The sequence below is a fragment of the Stenotrophomonas sp. Nf1 genome (assembly GCF_003028475.1).
Lineage (GTDB): Bacteria > Pseudomonadota > Gammaproteobacteria > Xanthomonadales > Xanthomonadaceae > Stenotrophomonas.
On the sequence record NZ_PYTV01000003.1, the window covers coordinates 66,069 to 81,201 of the forward strand.

14 protein-coding genes are annotated in these 15,133 nt (G+C 66.5%); 6 read left to right on the forward strand and 8 right to left on the reverse strand.

Annotated features, from left to right (window positions below; genetic code table 11):
- The 5 genes from C9412_RS06795 to C9412_RS06815 form a co-directional block, all read right to left on the reverse strand.
- Window positions 1–1,605 carry a glucoamylase family protein gene (locus C9412_RS06795; protein WP_107230941.1) on the reverse strand — a complete coding sequence of 535 codons (1,605 nt, stop codon included), beginning with the start codon at window positions 1,603–1,605 and terminating at the stop codon, window positions 1–3.
- Window positions 1,606–1,848: 243 nt separating this feature from the next.
- Window positions 1,849–4,905: a TonB-dependent receptor gene (locus C9412_RS06800; protein ID WP_107230942.1), complete on the reverse strand. Its 3,057-nt coding sequence runs from the start codon at window positions 4,903–4,905 to the stop codon at window positions 1,849–1,851.
- 76 nt (window positions 4,906–4,981) lie between these two features.
- Window positions 4,982–6,019, reverse strand: a complete 1,038-nt coding sequence (locus C9412_RS06805; RefSeq protein WP_107230943.1) for a LacI family DNA-binding transcriptional regulator — start codon at window positions 6,017–6,019, stop codon at window positions 4,982–4,984.
- A gap of 149 nt (window positions 6,020–6,168) precedes the next feature.
- Window positions 6,169–6,444 (reverse strand): BolA family protein, encoded by a 276-nt coding sequence (locus tag C9412_RS06810; protein WP_107230944.1) that lies wholly within the window; start codon window positions 6,442–6,444, stop codon window positions 6,169–6,171.
- Window positions 6,441–6,740 (reverse strand): YciI family protein, encoded by a 300-nt coding sequence (locus tag C9412_RS06815; RefSeq protein WP_014037825.1) that lies wholly within the window; start codon window positions 6,738–6,740, stop codon window positions 6,441–6,443. Before C9412_RS06815 ends, C9412_RS06810 begins: the two co-directional genes overlap by 4 nt.
- A 375-nt stretch (window positions 6,741–7,115) precedes the next feature.
- On the opposite strand from C9412_RS06815, the gene C9412_RS06820 reads away from it, so the two are divergent.
- The 4 genes from C9412_RS06820 to C9412_RS06835 all read left to right on the forward strand — a co-directional run bounded on the left by C9412_RS06820 (window position 7,116) and on the right by C9412_RS06835 (window position 10,996).
- The gene (locus tag C9412_RS06820; RefSeq protein ID WP_107230945.1) at window positions 7,116–8,021 is read left to right on the forward strand and encodes a ScpA family protein; all 906 of its coding nucleotides are present in this window, start codon (window positions 7,116–7,118) and stop codon (window positions 8,019–8,021) included.
- Between the two features lie 13 nt (window positions 8,022–8,034).
- Window positions 8,035–8,910 (forward strand): SMC-Scp complex subunit ScpB, encoded by an 876-nt coding sequence (scpB, locus tag C9412_RS06825; protein ID WP_107230946.1) that lies wholly within the window; start codon window positions 8,035–8,037, stop codon window positions 8,908–8,910.
- The gene (locus tag C9412_RS06830; RefSeq protein WP_107230947.1) at window positions 8,903–10,540 is read left to right on the forward strand and encodes a pseudouridine synthase; all 1,638 of its coding nucleotides are present in this window, start codon (window positions 8,903–8,905) and stop codon (window positions 10,538–10,540) included. The genes scpB and C9412_RS06830 overlap by 8 nt, the downstream gene beginning before the upstream one ends.
- A gap of 210 nt (window positions 10,541–10,750) precedes the next feature.
- A complete protein-coding gene (locus tag C9412_RS06835) occupies window positions 10,751–10,996 on the forward strand; it encodes a protein L (RefSeq protein ID WP_107230948.1) in 246 nt (81 codons plus the stop codon).
- A 99-nt stretch (window positions 10,997–11,095) separates the two neighbouring features.
- Here C9412_RS06835 and C9412_RS06840 read toward each other — a convergent pair whose 3' ends face one another.
- The 3 genes from C9412_RS06840 to C9412_RS06850 all read right to left on the reverse strand — a co-directional run bounded on the left by C9412_RS06840 (window position 11,096) and on the right by C9412_RS06850 (window position 13,612).
- Window positions 11,096–11,530, reverse strand: coding sequence for a hypothetical protein (locus C9412_RS06840; RefSeq protein WP_107230949.1), 435 nt, complete (start codon window positions 11,528–11,530; stop codon window positions 11,096–11,098).
- A gap of 112 nt (window positions 11,531–11,642) precedes the next feature.
- Window positions 11,643–12,449: an amidohydrolase gene (locus C9412_RS06845; RefSeq protein ID WP_107231254.1), complete on the reverse strand. Its 807-nt coding sequence runs from the start codon at window positions 12,447–12,449 to the stop codon at window positions 11,643–11,645.
- Between the two features lie 14 nt (window positions 12,450–12,463).
- A complete protein-coding gene (locus C9412_RS06850) occupies window positions 12,464–13,612 on the reverse strand; it encodes a pyridoxal phosphate-dependent aminotransferase (RefSeq protein WP_107230950.1) in 1,149 nt (382 codons plus the stop codon).
- Window positions 13,613–13,792: 180 nt separating this feature from the next.
- Here C9412_RS06850 and ccmA point away from each other — a divergent pair, with 180 nt between their 5' ends.
- Together ccmA and ccmB are read left to right on the forward strand one after the other, a co-directional pair.
- Window positions 13,793–14,422 carry a heme ABC exporter ATP-binding protein CcmA gene (gene ccmA, locus C9412_RS06855; protein WP_107230951.1) on the forward strand — a complete coding sequence of 210 codons (630 nt, stop codon included), beginning with the start codon at window positions 13,793–13,795 and terminating at the stop codon, window positions 14,420–14,422.
- Window positions 14,419–15,114 (forward strand): heme exporter protein CcmB, encoded by a 696-nt coding sequence (gene ccmB, locus C9412_RS06860; RefSeq protein ID WP_107230952.1) that lies wholly within the window; start codon window positions 14,419–14,421, stop codon window positions 15,112–15,114. Before ccmA ends, ccmB begins: the two co-directional genes overlap by 4 nt.
- Window positions 15,115–15,133: the final 19 nt, after the last annotated feature.

Here is a 15,133-nt window from a genome sequence, read left to right on the forward strand (position 1 = left end):
TTACTTCCCCTGCCCTGTGTTGCGGTTGGCATTGTTCTTCTGTTCCTGCGCGGCTGCCGCGCGTGATTCGGCGATACCCACCGCGCGTGCCGCCGCGGCCTTTTCGTCTTTCTGCAGTTCCAGCGGCTGGAACGAGCCTTCCGGCGCCAGCCAGCCGCCACTGAACCCGGCCCGCTCCAGACCCTTGCGGATATACGGGTTCTTCTTCATCACTTCCCAGACGAAGTCGTTGCGGTAGTTGGCGATCATGGTCAGGATCGGGCCCTGGTCGATGGCGATGTAATCGCTGGCGACCCAGCCGCGATCCGGCACCACGCGGCCGGTCTTGATCGGGATGTCGTAGTTGAAGCTGGGATTGAACGAATCCAGGAAACCGTAGCTGGAATAGATGTAGTCGCCGTAGCGCTTGTGCATCTCCAGCGTGGCCGGAATCACCTGCTCCGGTGCGAACACCACCGAGGCGATCGCGGCGGTCGGCGCGATCGTGCCGTCATCGAAGTTCTCGCGCAGGCCGGCGCCGCGCGAAGAGTAATGGCGGAACTGCCGCTGCTCGCCGCGATACTCCTGCGTGGTGTTCTGCGGGCCGTCGCTGGCGGTCAGGCCCCAGACGTTCTCGCCATAGTCCTTCCACTGCATCGGGTTGGCGATGGCGTACTCGCGCTGGGCCAGCGCGGCCGAACGGCTGTTGAGGAAATAGGTGCTGCCGCGTTCGCGCATGTACGCGTCCTGGATATCGCGGAAGTCGATCCAGACATGGCTGTACTGGTGGCCGAACAACGGGCCGAAGGACAGGTATTCCTGGCCCTGGTACACGCCCCAGTCGTTGTCGTAGGTGCGCGTCCACACCGTCCATGCGTCCGGGCTGACCGGGTGCGTGGGCGAGCCGAGGGCGAGGATGTAGACCATCATCGCCTCGTTGTAGCCCATCCAGTCATGGTCGATGAAGCCGCTTTCCGGGAACCAGCCCATCGAGATCAGCGGCGCGCGCTGCTGCAGCCACGGCCAGTCGACCTTCTTGTACAGGGTGTCGGCGATCTGCCGGATTTCCTTCTCGCGCGGGTCGTCACCGTCGTAGTAGGACTGCGCGAACAGAACGCCCATCATCAGCAGCGCGGTATCCACCGAGGACAGCTCGACCCAGCTGTCGTAGCGACGGCCCTGCTGCATGTCCAGGAAGTGGTAGTAGAAGCCCTTGTAGCCGGCCTTGCCGGTACGCTGCGGGCCCATCGGCACATCGCGGAAGAACTTCAGCGTGGTCAGGGTGCGGTCGATCGCCTGGTTGCGGCTGACCCAGCCGTTCTCGATGCCGATCGGATAGGCGGTCAGCGCGAAGCCGACCGAGGCGATGCTGGCGAACGGCCGCGACGGATAGCGGTCCGGGGTCAGGCCGTTCACTTCGTTGGTGGTGTCCCAGAAGAACTGGAAGGTGCGCCGCTCGATGTCATCAAACAGCGGCGGCAGCTCCGGCTTCATCGGCCGCGGCGGTGCATCGGCCTCGATCAGGATCACCGGTGGGCGCGGCTTGGCAGGCTCCTGCTGGGCCGGCTGGCAGGCGGCCACGCCCAGGCTCAGCGCGGCGGCGGACAACAGATGGCGTGCCTGCATGGCGCGGTTCCTCCGGTGGTCTGATCGATGGGAAAGCATACCGTCCAATGATCTGAAATCGTTTACAAGATGCGTTCTTAAAAAACCACGAAAAACGTGGTTTGACACCGCGATCATTGCCCACGCCGCTGCCCCCTGCCCGGCAGCGGCGTGGGCAATGGACCGGCACCAGGCCGGCCATTGCCGTTTTCACCGATGCCGCCAGCTAGCCGGCGGCATCGAGTCATGCATCAACGCCCGGGCTTAGAAGCGGAAGCCCACTTCGGCCTTGACCTGACGCGGCGTACCGATGATCTCGCCGGTCTCGTTGTAGCTGGCCTGCAGCTTGCCGTTGGTCTTGACGTAGTTGTAGGTGGAGAAGTTGTCGAAGTTGAACACGTTGATGATGTCAATACGCGCGTACAGCTCGGTATCGCCCGGCATCTTGAACGTCTTCGTCGCCTGCAGGTCGACCGAACGGTAGCCGAAGATCTTGCCACCCACCAGGAACTTACCGGTGGCATTGGGCACGGCCGCCTGCGGGGTCGGCAGGGTGTAGCCGCTGGCCTGCATCACCGGGTACCAGTCATTGACCGCGGTCGGCGTAGCCAGGGTGATCTTGCCACCGAAGGTGATGCCCCAGAAGCCCGCGTACGAACCGGTCACCACCAGGCGGTGGCGCGGCGCGCCGTTGGAACGGATGGTCGGGTAGTCACCAATCAGGCCGCGGTCGAAGGCGTACTTCTCGTTGATGTCGCGGTTGTGGCGCGCGGTCGTCCAGGTATAGGCGATCGAGGTGCCCCAGCCGCTTTCCTTGGTGAACGGCTTCTGCGCCGACAGCAGCACCTGGGTCGCGCGGGTCTTGATGCCCTGCTGGCCGATGATCAGGCTGCCGAAGCCCGGCACGTTGCAGCTCCAGGCCTGGCTCAGGCCCGGGTCGGTGCCGCCGCACAGGCGCGGGTCATCGAAGAACTGGCCGGTCGGGTAACGGTTGCCCAGGGTGAAGGCGAAGCCGTCGTAGCTCAGGGTGCGGGCGATGGTGGCGTCGGTCAGCCAGTCACCGATCTGGTTGCTCATGCCCAGGCTGAACTGATCCGAGTACGGGGCCTTCAGCTTGTTGTTCAGCAGGTCCACTTCCAGGCCGGCATTGCTGGTCGCGCCAACCAGCGACTGCAGGTTGCCGATGCCGTTGAGCAGGTTCGGGTTCCAGTCGTAGCAGGCGGCCTGGCCGTTGATGCAGGTGCCGGTGGCCGGGTTGCGGAAGTAGATGGTCGGCTGCGGCAGGGCCAGCTTGGTGGTTTCCAGCTGCAGGTTGTCAAACAGGTCGCGGTCGTAGGAACGGCCGGCACCACCGTGGATCACGTGCTGCTCGTCGGCGTTGATGTCATACGAGAAGCCCAGGCGCGGCTGCCAGGCATCCTTGAACGCCTTGCGGTTGTGGCCGTTGCTGATGTAGTCGCTGATGTCCAGACCGCCCAGTGCCAGCGAATCGGCGTAGGTCTGGCCGGCAGGCGCGCGCGGATCCTGCGAGTAGATGGCGTCGACCACCTGCTGCGGGGTCACGAAGTCCAGGTAGGACGGGGTCTTTTCGTAGTCCCAGCGCAGGCCGAGGTTGATCTGCAGGTGGTCATTGACCTGCCAGTCGTCCTGGATGAACACGCCGTACTGCTTGGATTTCGAACGCACTTCACCCGACACGCCCGACACGCCGGTCACCGGCTTGACGAACTGCGCCTTGTACGGAATGGAATCCGGGAAGTCCGGATCGCCCAGGCTGTAGGTGAAGGTCGGGTTGATCTGCGCCGCATCGGAGGCGTACAGGTCGATCTGCTTGTACTTCACGCCCATCTTGATGGTGTGGTCACCGGCCCACTGGATGCCATCCAGGGTCAGGTTGTCTTCGATCGACCAGCCCTTCTGGCCCTTCACCTGCGAATCCAGTGCCGAGGCGCCACCGATCTTCACCACGGTGCGGTCTTCCGGACCGTCCGGCGCGGTGTAGGTGATGCCATTGGCCAGGGTCAGCGGGGTCGGGTTGTTGAACGAATCTTCGTGGGTGACCATCAACTCGTTGTAGTAACGCTCACCGCTGTGGTTCCAGCGCAGCGCGTAACGACGGTCGGTGTTGACCACTTCACGGCCGGCTTCCGGCGAGGTCTGGCCACTGAACTGCGACTGGGTTTCGTCGCGGTCCTGGAAGGTCAGTTCGATGCGATCGTTGTCGGTCGGCTCGAAGTCGATCTTGCCGAAGATCAGGTCCTGCTGGAACGGCTGGCTGGCCGGGCCGAGGCCGGCGGCACCGGCCGGCGGCAGCAGGCCGGCAGCGCCGGTGACCGCGCCGTCCGGCGCGATGGTGACCGGCAGGTCGAAGCGCTTGGCTTCGTAGGTCACGAAGAAGTGGGCCTTGTCCTTGACGATCGGGCCGCCCAGCGCGAAGCCGTATTCCTTCTCGGCCGAGACCATCTTGTCCTTGCCGCCCTGGCGCTCGGCCGGGGTCTTGGCGCGCATGTCTTCATCGGTGTAGCGGTAGAACGCCTCACCCTTGAACTCGTTGGTACCGGACTTGGTCGCGGCGGTCACCGCGGCGCTCGACACCTGGCCGTACTCGGCCTTGTAGTTGCCGCTGATGACCTTGTATTCGCCGATGGCCAGCTGCGGGAACGGGTTGCCGGCACTGCCGGACTGGCCGGCCACGCCGCCGCCCTTGACGTAGCTCTTCTGGCCCACGCCGTCGATGTACACGTTGGTGCCGTCGGCATTGGTGGCACCGCCGCGCAGCGAGGTGTTGCCCTTGGCGTCGCGGGTGAAGATCATGCCCGGCACCGCGTCGGCGAACTCCAGGAAGTTGCGCGACACCTGCGGGGTGGTCTGGATCTGCTGCAGGCTGACGGTCTTGCCGACTTCAGAGGTGCGCACTTCCTGCAGCAGGGTCGGTGCGACGACGTTGACGGTGTCCAGGTTGGTGGCCGCGGTCGAACCCGGCGTGCTGCTGGCAGCGCCGGCGAAGTTCAGCGTGGCGGTGGAGGCCACGGTGACGGTGACCTTCTGGGTCTGGCCGTTGGCGACCACGTCGTAGGTGCCCGGATCCAGGCCCATCAGCGAGTAGCTGCCATCGGCACGCACGGTGCCGCGACGGACGGTACCGGTGGCCACGTTGGTGGCGGTGACTTCAGAACCGGCCTGGGCGCCGGCAACCTGGCCGCGCAGGCTGGCGTTGGCCGACTGCGCCATGGCGTTGGGGGCCGCAGCCAGCATCAGACAGCTGACCAGTGCGGTGCTCAGCAGCCGGCGCGCCGGCGTGCGGAAGGTGGTATGCATCATCAACTCAATCTCCGGGTGGCGGTGACCGCTCGCGCGGTCCCTGCGATCAATCAAAAAAGAAGGAACGCCTCTGGCTTCATTGGCCCGATGGCGGAGTGGTGGAATCGCGAACTATCAAGCGGGGAACCAGGGTCTGCTTGTCCCCTGTCCCATCCGTGGAGGTGCCGTCCATCAACTGCATCAGGCGCGTCATGGCCCGATCGCCGAGCTCGGCGATGCTGACCTGCATGGTGGTCAGCGACGGGTGGACGAAACGTGCCAGTGGAATGTCATCGAAACCGGCCAGGGCGACATCGGTCGGCACATGGACCCCTGCCTGCGTGAACGCATACAGGCAACCCAGGGCCATCATGTCGTTGGCGGCGAACACGGCATCGGGCAGCGCTCCGGCTGCCAGCAACTCCTGACCGGCGCGGTGGCCGGAAGCTTCGTCGAAATCACCGGGCAGCTCGATGCCTTCGGCGCCACTGCCGAATGCCGCCAGCGCGTCACGGAAGCCGCGCAGGCGCTCGCGCGCGTCGAAGTTGAGGTCCGGGCCAGAAATGAAAGCGATGCGGCGGTGACCGGCCTCCAGCAGGTGGTCGGTCATGGCCATCGCACCGGCATGGTCGTCGATGCTCAACACCGGATGTTCCTGCGTGGGCAGGTAGGTGTTGATCAACACCGTCGGCAGCGACTGCGGCAGGTTGTCGGTCAGGAAGCCCGGGCTCTCGGCATAGGGCGAGAGCACCAGCAGCCCGTCGACCCGGCCGCGCATGGCACGCAGGGCCGCGCCCTGCTGCTCCTGGTCGCCGTGGTAGCTGGACACCAACAGGTGCTGGCGGCGGTTGCGGGCGACGTTGTCGATGCCGCGCATCAGCTCGGAGAAGAATTCGCCATACAGGTCGGGCAGCACCACGCCCACCGTATTGGTGCGGCGGCTGCTCAGGCTGCGGGCGGCGGCGTGCGGGGTGTAACGCAGCCGGGCGGCCACCTCCAGCACAAGCTGGCGGACCGGTTCGGCGACATTTTCATGCCCGTTGAGCGCACGCGATACCGTGGCCACGGAGACCCGGGCTTCGCGAGCGACGTCTTTGATTGTGATAGCTGCCTTGTTCACGAAGCCGCCCTCCACGGCTTGGACCTACCAGCATTGGCGCGGAATGTAAGCGTTTCCATCTGGGCTTGTAAACAGTCCGTTAGGCGAATGTCCTGAAATGGACATGAAAACCTGTCCATCACAGGCCTTTGCGAAGACCTGCGATGACAGCGAGGGACAAGGGCTCAGCCCTGTTCTGACGGGGTGGATGCGCGGATGGACAGGGCATGGATGTCGGTGTCCATCATCGCCCCCAGTGCGGCATAGACCGCGCGGTGGCGCGCCAGCGGGCCCAGCCCGGCGAAGCGCTCGCTGACCACCCGTACGTTGAAATGGCCGCGCCCATCGCGGGCTCCGGCATGACCGGCATGGCGATGACTGTCGTCCTCGATGTCCAGCCGGGTCGGGGCCAGCGCCTGCTGCAGCGCATCACGGATCCGTTCGATCCGTCCGGCGTTCACGGCAGGACCTTGCGGAACGGCCGCACCTGCACGCGGGTGTAGACGCCCGCGGCGACGTAAGGGTCGGCATCGGCCCAGGCCTGGGCCTGTGGGAGCGACTCGAACTGGGCAATCACCACCGAGCCACTGAAGCCGGCCGGACCGGGGTCTTCGCTATCCACCGCCGGACACGGGCCGGCCAGCAGCAGGCGGCCTTCGTCGCGCAGCGCGTGCAGGCGCGCCAGGTGTTCCGGCCGGGCCTGCAGCCGCTGTGCCAGCACATCCTGGCCGTCATACCCCTCGATCACATACCACACCGGCGTTACCTCGCTTGCGTTTTCGGGTCCGCAGATTCTAGCCAATGGCCCCTGCCACCGCCCTCGGCTGGACACCTGCGCCACAAAGGCTTACCCTAGAGTCCATTGCACGTGGCTGGATGCAGCAGCTCGTCGGTTCCTGCGGCCAATGCGGCCCCGACGACCGACCTGCCGCTTCAAAACCGGATCGCCTGACCGGGCCACGTAGACGACCTCCCCGTAGTTTCGTCGCTGCCGTTCGCTGCGGCGCGTCCTGCTGTTTGATATGTGTGGAATCGCGCCGATCCCGGCGTGTCTGGTGCCCTGGGGCTCCGTGGCGTTGGCCCGGCGAACCCGGTGCCGCGACTGGTCCGTTGCAATCCTGATGTCCATTAGATGACTTCCGAACTCGCGCTCGACGCGAACCCGCCAACCCGGCCGCCCGCCCCCCAGCAGCAGGAAATGCCGCTGGCCGTGGTGCATGGGCAACCGGTCCTGCAGATCCCGCAGGACCTGTACATCCCGCCGGACGCGCTGGAAGTCATCCTGGATGCCTTTGAAGGCCCGCTGGACCTGCTGCTGTACCTGATCCGCCGGCAGAACCTGGACGTGCTGGACATTCCGGTAGCCGAGATCACCCGGCAGTACGTGGAATACATCACCGTGATGCGCGAGCTGCGTTTCGAGCTGGCGGCCGAGTACCTGGTGATGGCCGCGATCCTGGCCGAGGTGAAGTCGCGCATGCTGCTGCCGCGGCCGGTCAGCGAGGAAGGCGACGAGGCCGACCCGCGCGCCGAGCTGGTGCGCCGGCTGCAGGAGTACGAACGCTTCAAGCAGGCGGCCGAGGACATCGACGCCCTGCCCCGCCAGGACCGCGACACCACGGTGGCGCACGCCTTCATGCCCGAGCGCGCGGCGGTGAAGCTGCCGCCGCCGGTGGACCTGAAGGAAATGCTGCTGGCCCTGCACGACGTGCTCAAGCGCGCCGAGCTGTTCAGCGGCCACGCCATCAAGCGCGAGGCCCTGAGTGTCCGCCAGCGCATGGGCGAAGTGCTCGGCCGCATGGAAGATGGCAGGTTCTATCGTTTCGAGAGCCTGTTCACCGCCGAAGAAGGCAAGCTGGGCGTGCTGGTCACGTTCCTGGCGGTGCTGGAACTGGCCAAGGAACAGTTGCTGGACATCGTGCAGGAAGAGCCGCTGGCGCCGATCTACGTGAAGTCGCTGGCCGCCGGCAACACCAACGCCCCGCTGCAGTTCAGCAGCGAGTTCGACGACAACGACGCCGCCAACGAGAACGAGTGAGCGCTGCCTGCCGATGGATCAATCGCTGATCAACCGCATAGTCGAAGGTGCCCTGCTGGCCTCCAGCCAGCCGCTGACCCTGGCCCAGCTGAAGGACCTGTTCCCGGAAGAGGAACCGGCACCGCCGGGCAGCATCGAACGTGCGCTGGAGCGCCTGCGCGAAGCCTGCGCGGAGCGCGGCGTGGAACTGGTCGAGGTCGCCTCCGGCTTCCGCTACCAGGTGACCGGCGAAGTGCACAGCTGGATCAGCCGGCTGTGGACAGAACGCAAGACCCGCTACACCCGTGCCACGCTGGAAACCCTGGCGCTGATCGCCTACCGGCAACCGATCACCCGCGGCGAGATCGAACAGGTGCGCGGCGTGGCGGTCAGCAGCAACATCATCCAGGCCCTGGAAGAACGCGAATGGATCCGCGTGGTCGGCCACCGCGACGTGCCCGGCAAGCCGGCGCTGTTCGGCACCACCAAGGGCTTCCTGGACTATTTCGGCCTCAAGCGCCTGGACGAACTGCCGCCCCTGTCCGAACTGAAGGACCTGGGCGAGCTGGAACCGCAGCTGGCACTGGACCGCGATGGCCCGGCCGTTGCCGGTGCGGACGGCCCGGATGTTTCGGCCGGCGCCGACGGCGCTGCCGCCAACGATGACGCCGGCCTGGCCGGCAGTGACACCCCAGATTCCGCCGATGCAGACGCTGCCTCGGCTTCCGATGAGCAAGCACCTTCGCCCCTCGATGATGGGCACCCCGATTCCGCGCCGGGCGAGCGCGCGGTGCCAGTGAACGAACGCGAAGACAACGCCGTCGCGACGACGACCGTGGCTGTTGACCAAGCCGATTCCGAACCAGAGGCCGACCTCGAAACCGTCGGCCGGAGCAAAACTGATGAGTGACACCCCCCGTAACAAGCTCTCGCTCAAGCGCGAAGCCACCTCCGAACAGTTCAAGCTGGAAGAGCGCCTGCACAAGGTGCTGGCCCAGGCCGGCCTCGGCTCGCGCCGCGCGCTGGAACAACGCATTGCCGAGGGCCTGGTCAAGGTCAACGGCGAAGTCGCGCAGACCGGCATGTCGGTCAAGAGCGGCGACAAGATCGAGCTGGATGGCCGTGGCTTCGTCGCCACCGCGCTGGCCGAACCGTCGCGCGTGCTGGTCTACAACAAGCCGGAAGGCGAAGTGACCACCCGCGAAGATCCCGAAGGCCGCCCGACCGTATTCGAATCGCTGCCGCCGCTGAAGGGCGCGCGCTGGATCGCCATCGGCCGCCTGGACATCAACACCACCGGCCTGCTGCTGGCCACCACCGACGGTGAGCTGGCCAACGCCATGATGCACCCGTCGTTCGAGGTCGAGCGCGAGTACGTGGTGCGCGTGCGCGCCCCGGAAGGCGAGGAAAAGGTCTCCGACGCCATCGTCGACCGCCTCGCCCGTGGCGTCGCGCTGGAAGACGGCCCGGCCAAGTTCGACGAGATCGAACGCATCGGCGGCACCGATTCGCACGACTGGTTCCGCGTCGTGGTGAAGGAAGGCCGCAACCGCGAAGTGCGCCGCCTGTGGGAATCGCAGGGCTGCCAGGTCAGCCGCCTCAAGCGCACCCGCTACGGCAAGGTCAGCCTGCCGCGCGAACTGGCCCGCGGCCATTCGGTGGAACTGGGTACCGCCCAGGTCGAAGCCCTGCGTGCGCAGCTGAAGCTGGAAGAAGGCGCGCCGTCGGCACTGACCCTGCAGCCGGTGATCGGCCAGCGCCGCGCCGCCAAGACCACCGTGCGCGTGCGCGAAGGTGGCCGTGGCAATGCGTACGTCAACGGTCACAACACGGCCGACGAAGGCCGCGAACTGCGCCGCTTCGACAACGTGCGCGAAGATCGCGGCCGTGGTCGCGGTGGCAAGGGTGGCGGCTTCAAGGGCGGCCTGACGGTCAGCGGTGAAGCGGCGGCCAAGCAGTCGCAGAAGCCGTTCAAGCAGCGCGCGCCGAAGAATGATCGCTCGCTGCCGGAAGGCAACCCGGCCGCGTTCCGCACCTGGTACGTGCCGGACGGTGTCAGCACCGGCCCGAGCGGCCATCGCAATGCCGGTCCGGGCGCACGTGGCCCGGGTGCCCGTGGTCCGGGCGCGGGTGGCCAGGGCCGTCCGTACGGCAAGCCGAAGGGCCTGGGCGCAGGTGCCGGTGGCGGCCAGGGCCGTGGCGGTTTCGGCGGTGAAGGCCGTGGCGGCGCAGGCGGCCAGGGTCGTCCGGCCGGTGGCGGCAACCGCTCGCAGGGCCAGGGCAACAAGCACCCGTACGGTCATCCGGGCAACGCCCCGAGCTTCCCGTCCGACCACGCCACCCCGGGCTTCAACCCGTATGGCAGCCCGAAGCCGGCACACGGCGCCCGTCCGGGCGGTCGCGGTCCGGGTGGCGGCAACAACCGTGGCCCGGGCGGTAATCGCGGCCCCGGCGGTCCGGGTGGCAACCGTGGCCCGGGTGGCCCCGGCGGCAACCGCGGTCCGGGCGGCCCGCGCCGCAGCGGCCCGCGCGGCGGCTGATCGCTACGGCGACTGAAACGAAAAACCCCGGCGCAGGCCGGGGTTTTTCTTTGTCTGGTGCATTGATCTGCGGATAGATCCACGCCGCGCGTGGATGAAAAGCGTGCATTAGGAATTCTTTGAAAACGTGCTGTTTGTGCCATGTGTCGCCGCATGAGATCCAGCGACTTCCTATCGTGCTTGCTCCATCCATGACACACAGGAGCCACGATGGCTTGGTACACGTCCAATTCCGTATTGCAACGGGTCAACGGCAGCAATACCTGGTGGAACACCATCTACGGTCCCGCCGACAAAGTGGCAGTCTCGGGCATCTATCGTTGCCTGGGCTGCAAGTGTGAAGTCACCTGCAACAAGAACGATCCATTCCCGCCGCAGCCCAAACATGTGCACACCCCCGCACAGGGTGCCATCCGTTGGAAGCTCAGCGTGCGCACCAATACCGAAGGCACCTGACGGAAAGAAAAAGGGGACGGAGGGGATTAAGTCGTTCTTGCCACATTGCGAGTGGTCAAGGCGATAACGACTTAATCCCCTCCGTCCCCTTTTTTGGGGTCAGCGGCGGCTGATGGTGAAGGCGGTGCCATCCACGCCCAGATCCCACCCTTCGCCGGTCCCGGACAGGGCCAGCGAAATATCGCCCTTGGTCATCACCTGCGCATTGCTGGATTTCACCGCACCGGCATGCGCGCCGACCGACGCGTAAGTGCCCAGCAGCTCGTTGACGCTCACGGCGCCGGTGAAACTGCCGCGGCCATTGGTGATCTTCGACTTGCCCACCGTCAGGCCGCCACCCTTCATCTGGATGCGCACCGGCAGGCTGGCGCCGTTGCTGCAGGTGACCGTGCCGTTGCCGGAGGCAGTCTTGTAGATCAGCGACCAGCCGGACAGGTTGTAGCGCAGCTGGCAGTCGAGGTTGCCGGCGGCGTGCGCGGCCGGGGCCAGCGACGCGGCGGACAGGGCCAGCAGCAGGGCGAAGGGCTTGTTCATGGCGGGACTTCCAGATCGTTCGGACTGCTGGCGAATCTAGCAGCGCGCGCGTGCACGATGGATGCACGCGCGCGTACAGGTGCGGCCAATATTCAGCCGCCGTCCGGCTGGCTCAGGCCTGCTCGTCCAGATGGAAGGCATCGGCATCGAGCATCGCCGGGAAGCGTGCGCGGTGCGCGGCCAGCGCCTCGGCCGAAATGGTGGTGGTCACCACCTGCTCGCGCTCGCGGATCTCCACCTGCGGCTGGCCGAGGAAATCGATCACCGCGCTGTCACCGGCGTAGTGCAGCTGGTTGCCATCCACGCCCACGCGATTCACCGCCGCCACGAAGCACAGGTTCTCGATCGCACGCGCGCGCAGCAGGGTCTTCCACGCATAGGCACGCGCCGAAGGCCAGTTGGCCACGAAGATCTGCAGGTCGAAGTCCAATTGCTCGGGACGCTCGACGTTGTAGCGGTTGCGGCAGAACACCGGGAAGCGCAGGTCGTAGCAGACCTGCGGATTGATCCGCCAGCCCTTCCATTCCACGCTCAGGCGCTCGCGCCCGGCGGCATAACGCTCGTGCTCGCCGCCGTAGCGGAACAGGTGACGCTTGTCGTAGTACTGCAGCCCGCCATCGGGTGTGGCAAACAGCAGGCGGTTGTACACGCCCTCGCCATCGCGCAGCTGCACGCTGCCGATCACCGCCGCATTCAACGCCCGGGCCTGCTCGCGCACCCAGGCCACGGTCGGGCCGTCCATGCCTTCGGCCTGCGCGATGGCGTCGTTGGAGAAGCCACTGGTGAAAGTCTCCGGCAGGATCACCAGATCGGTGTTGCCGGCCAACGGCGCCAGCAGCGCGCCGTAGTAATCACGGTTGCCCGCCGGGTCGTGCCAGCGGGTGTCGCCCTGGACGAGGGAAATGCGCAGGTCCTGCATCATCACTGCTCCGCTCAAAGAAGGCGCAGGCGTTCGATCGCCGCGTCCATGGTCGCTTCATTCTTGGCAAAGCACAGGCGCACCAGGCGCTGGCCAGCCGGCGGATTCTCGTAGAACGGCGACAGCGGAATGGCGGTGACGCCCTTCTCGATGGTCAGCCACTTCACGAACTCATGGTCGGGCAGATCGCTGATGGCCGAGTAGTCGACCAGCTGGAAGTAACCTCCCGGCACCGGCAGCGGCTTCAGGCGCGTGCCGGCCAGCTGCTCGCGGAAACGATCACGCTTGGCCTGGTAGAACGCGCCCAGCTCCAGGTGGTGTTCGGGCTCGTCGCGGATCATCGCGGCGAAACCGTGCTGGGCCGGGCCGAAGCTGGTGAAGGTGTTGTACTGGTGCACCTTGCGGAACTCGGCAGTCAACGCCGGCGGCGCGATCGCGTAGCCGATCTTCCAGCCGGTGCAGTGGTAGGTCTTGCCGAAGCTGGAGATGACGAACGCGCGCTCGCGCAGTTCCGGGTAGCGCAGCGCCGATTCATGACGGCGGCCGTCATAGATGATGTGCTCGTACACCTCATCGGAGATCAGGTAGATCTGCGTGCCACGCAGCAGCTCGGTCAGCGCCTGCATGTCCTGCGCCGACAGCATCGCGCCGGACGGATTGTGCGGGGTGTTGACGATCAGCATGCGGGTGCGCGGGGTGATTGCCGCACGCACGCGATCCCAATCGACCGCGAAGGTCTGCAGATCGAGCGACACATGCACCGCCCTGGCGCCAGCCAGGTCGATCGCCGGCTCATAGCAGTCATACGCCGGGTCGAGCACGATCACTTCCTCGCCGGCACGCACCACGGCGTGGATGGCATTGAAGATGGCCTCGGTGCCGCCGCTGGTGACGGTGATCTCGCTGTCCGCGTCCACCTGTGCGCCATAGCAGTCCAGCGCCTTCTGCGCGATCGCCTGGCGCAGCGGCGCCACGCCGGTCATCGGCGGGTACTGGTTCAGACCGGCGGCCATCGCCCTGGCGGTCTCGTCGATCAGGCGCTGCGGTGCGGAAAAATCCGGGAAACCCTGGCCCAGGTTGACCGCGCCGTGTTCGGCGGCGAGCTGGGACATCACGGTGAAGATCGTGGTACCGACCTTGGGCAGCTTGGTGTTGGGTTGCATCGGCCTGGGGAGTATGGGGAGACGGATCCCTGAGTTTACGCAATCCCTGCTTCGGTAGTGCCGGCCGCTGGCCGGCAACCTCAACTGGCAGATGGCGAAATTGCCGGCCAGCGGCCGGCACTACCATCTGAATTCACCGCTACAATTGCCGCCGCACTCCGGCATGAAGACCCCTGCCCCTTGAACACCCCTGCATTGCTGGCCGCCAGTGGCCTGAGCTTCTCCCGCAATGACGAGCCGGTGTTCGGCCCGCTGGACTTCCACGTGGACGCCGGCGAAGCCCTGCTGGTGCAGGGTGGCAACGGTGCCGGCAAGACCACGCTGCTGCGCGTGCTGGCCGGCCTGGCCCGGCCCGGTGCCGGCCAGGTACGGATCGACGGCAAGCTGGCCAGCAATGCCGAGCGGGCGCGCTATGTCGCCTATCTCAGCCATCTGCCTGCGCTGAAGCCGGACCTGGATACGCTGGAGAACCTGCACTTCCTGTGCGGCCTGCATGGCCGCCGTGCGCGGCAGATGCCGGGCAACGCGCTGGCCATCGTCGGCCTGGCCGGCTACGAAGACACCCTGGTGCGTCACCTGTCCGCCGGGCAGAAGCGGCGCCTGGCGCTGGCGCGCATCTGGCTGTCGCCGGCGCCGCTGTGGCTGCTCGACGAACCCTATGCCAACCTCGACCTGGAGGGCATCACCCTGGTCAACCGGATGATCTCGGCGCACCTGCGCGCCGGTGGCGCAGCGCTGGTCACCACCCATGGCGCGTATGCCGCACCGCCGGTGCGCACCCGCCAGCTCGACCTCGGCGGTGCCGCATGATCGCGCCGGGTACCGAACCGGGCCTGTGGCAGACCGCCGGCGCCCTGCTCAAGCGCGACCTGCGCCTGCTCTGGCGCCGGCGCGGCGATGCGCTGCAGCCGCTGCTGTTCGCAGTGCTGGTGGTGGTGCTGTTCGCGCTGGCCCAGGGCCGCGAACCGAAACTGCTGAGCGCCACCGCCGGCGCCGTGCTGTGGCTGGCGGTGCTGCTGGCCGGGCAGCTGTCGCTGGATTCGCTGTTCCGTTCCGACGCCGAGGATGGCTCGCTGGAGCAATGGCTGCTGGCACCGGTGCCGCTGGCCTGGCTGGTCCTGGTGCGCGTGCTGCTGCACTGGGCCACCACCGCGCTGCCGTTGATCGTGGTGAGCCCGTTGCTGGCCGAAATGCTGCATCTGCCGCATGACCAGCTGCCGCTGTTGCTGGCATCGTTGCTGCTGGGAACGCCGTTGCTGAGCCTGATCGGTGGCGTGGTCGCCGCGCTGACCGTAGGCATCCGGCGCTCTGGTATTCTCGTGGCGTTGCTGTCGTTGCCGCTGTACGTGCCGGTGCTGGTGTTCGGCGCAGGCAGCCTGGCGGCGGCCGGACGCGGACAGGATCCGGTCGGTGCACTGCTGATGCTGGGTGCCGGCCTGCTGGTCGCGCTGGTGCTGGCACCGCTGGCCACTGCTGCTGCAATACGCATTTCTCTGAGTTGACCGAGCTGAGAGCCAATCC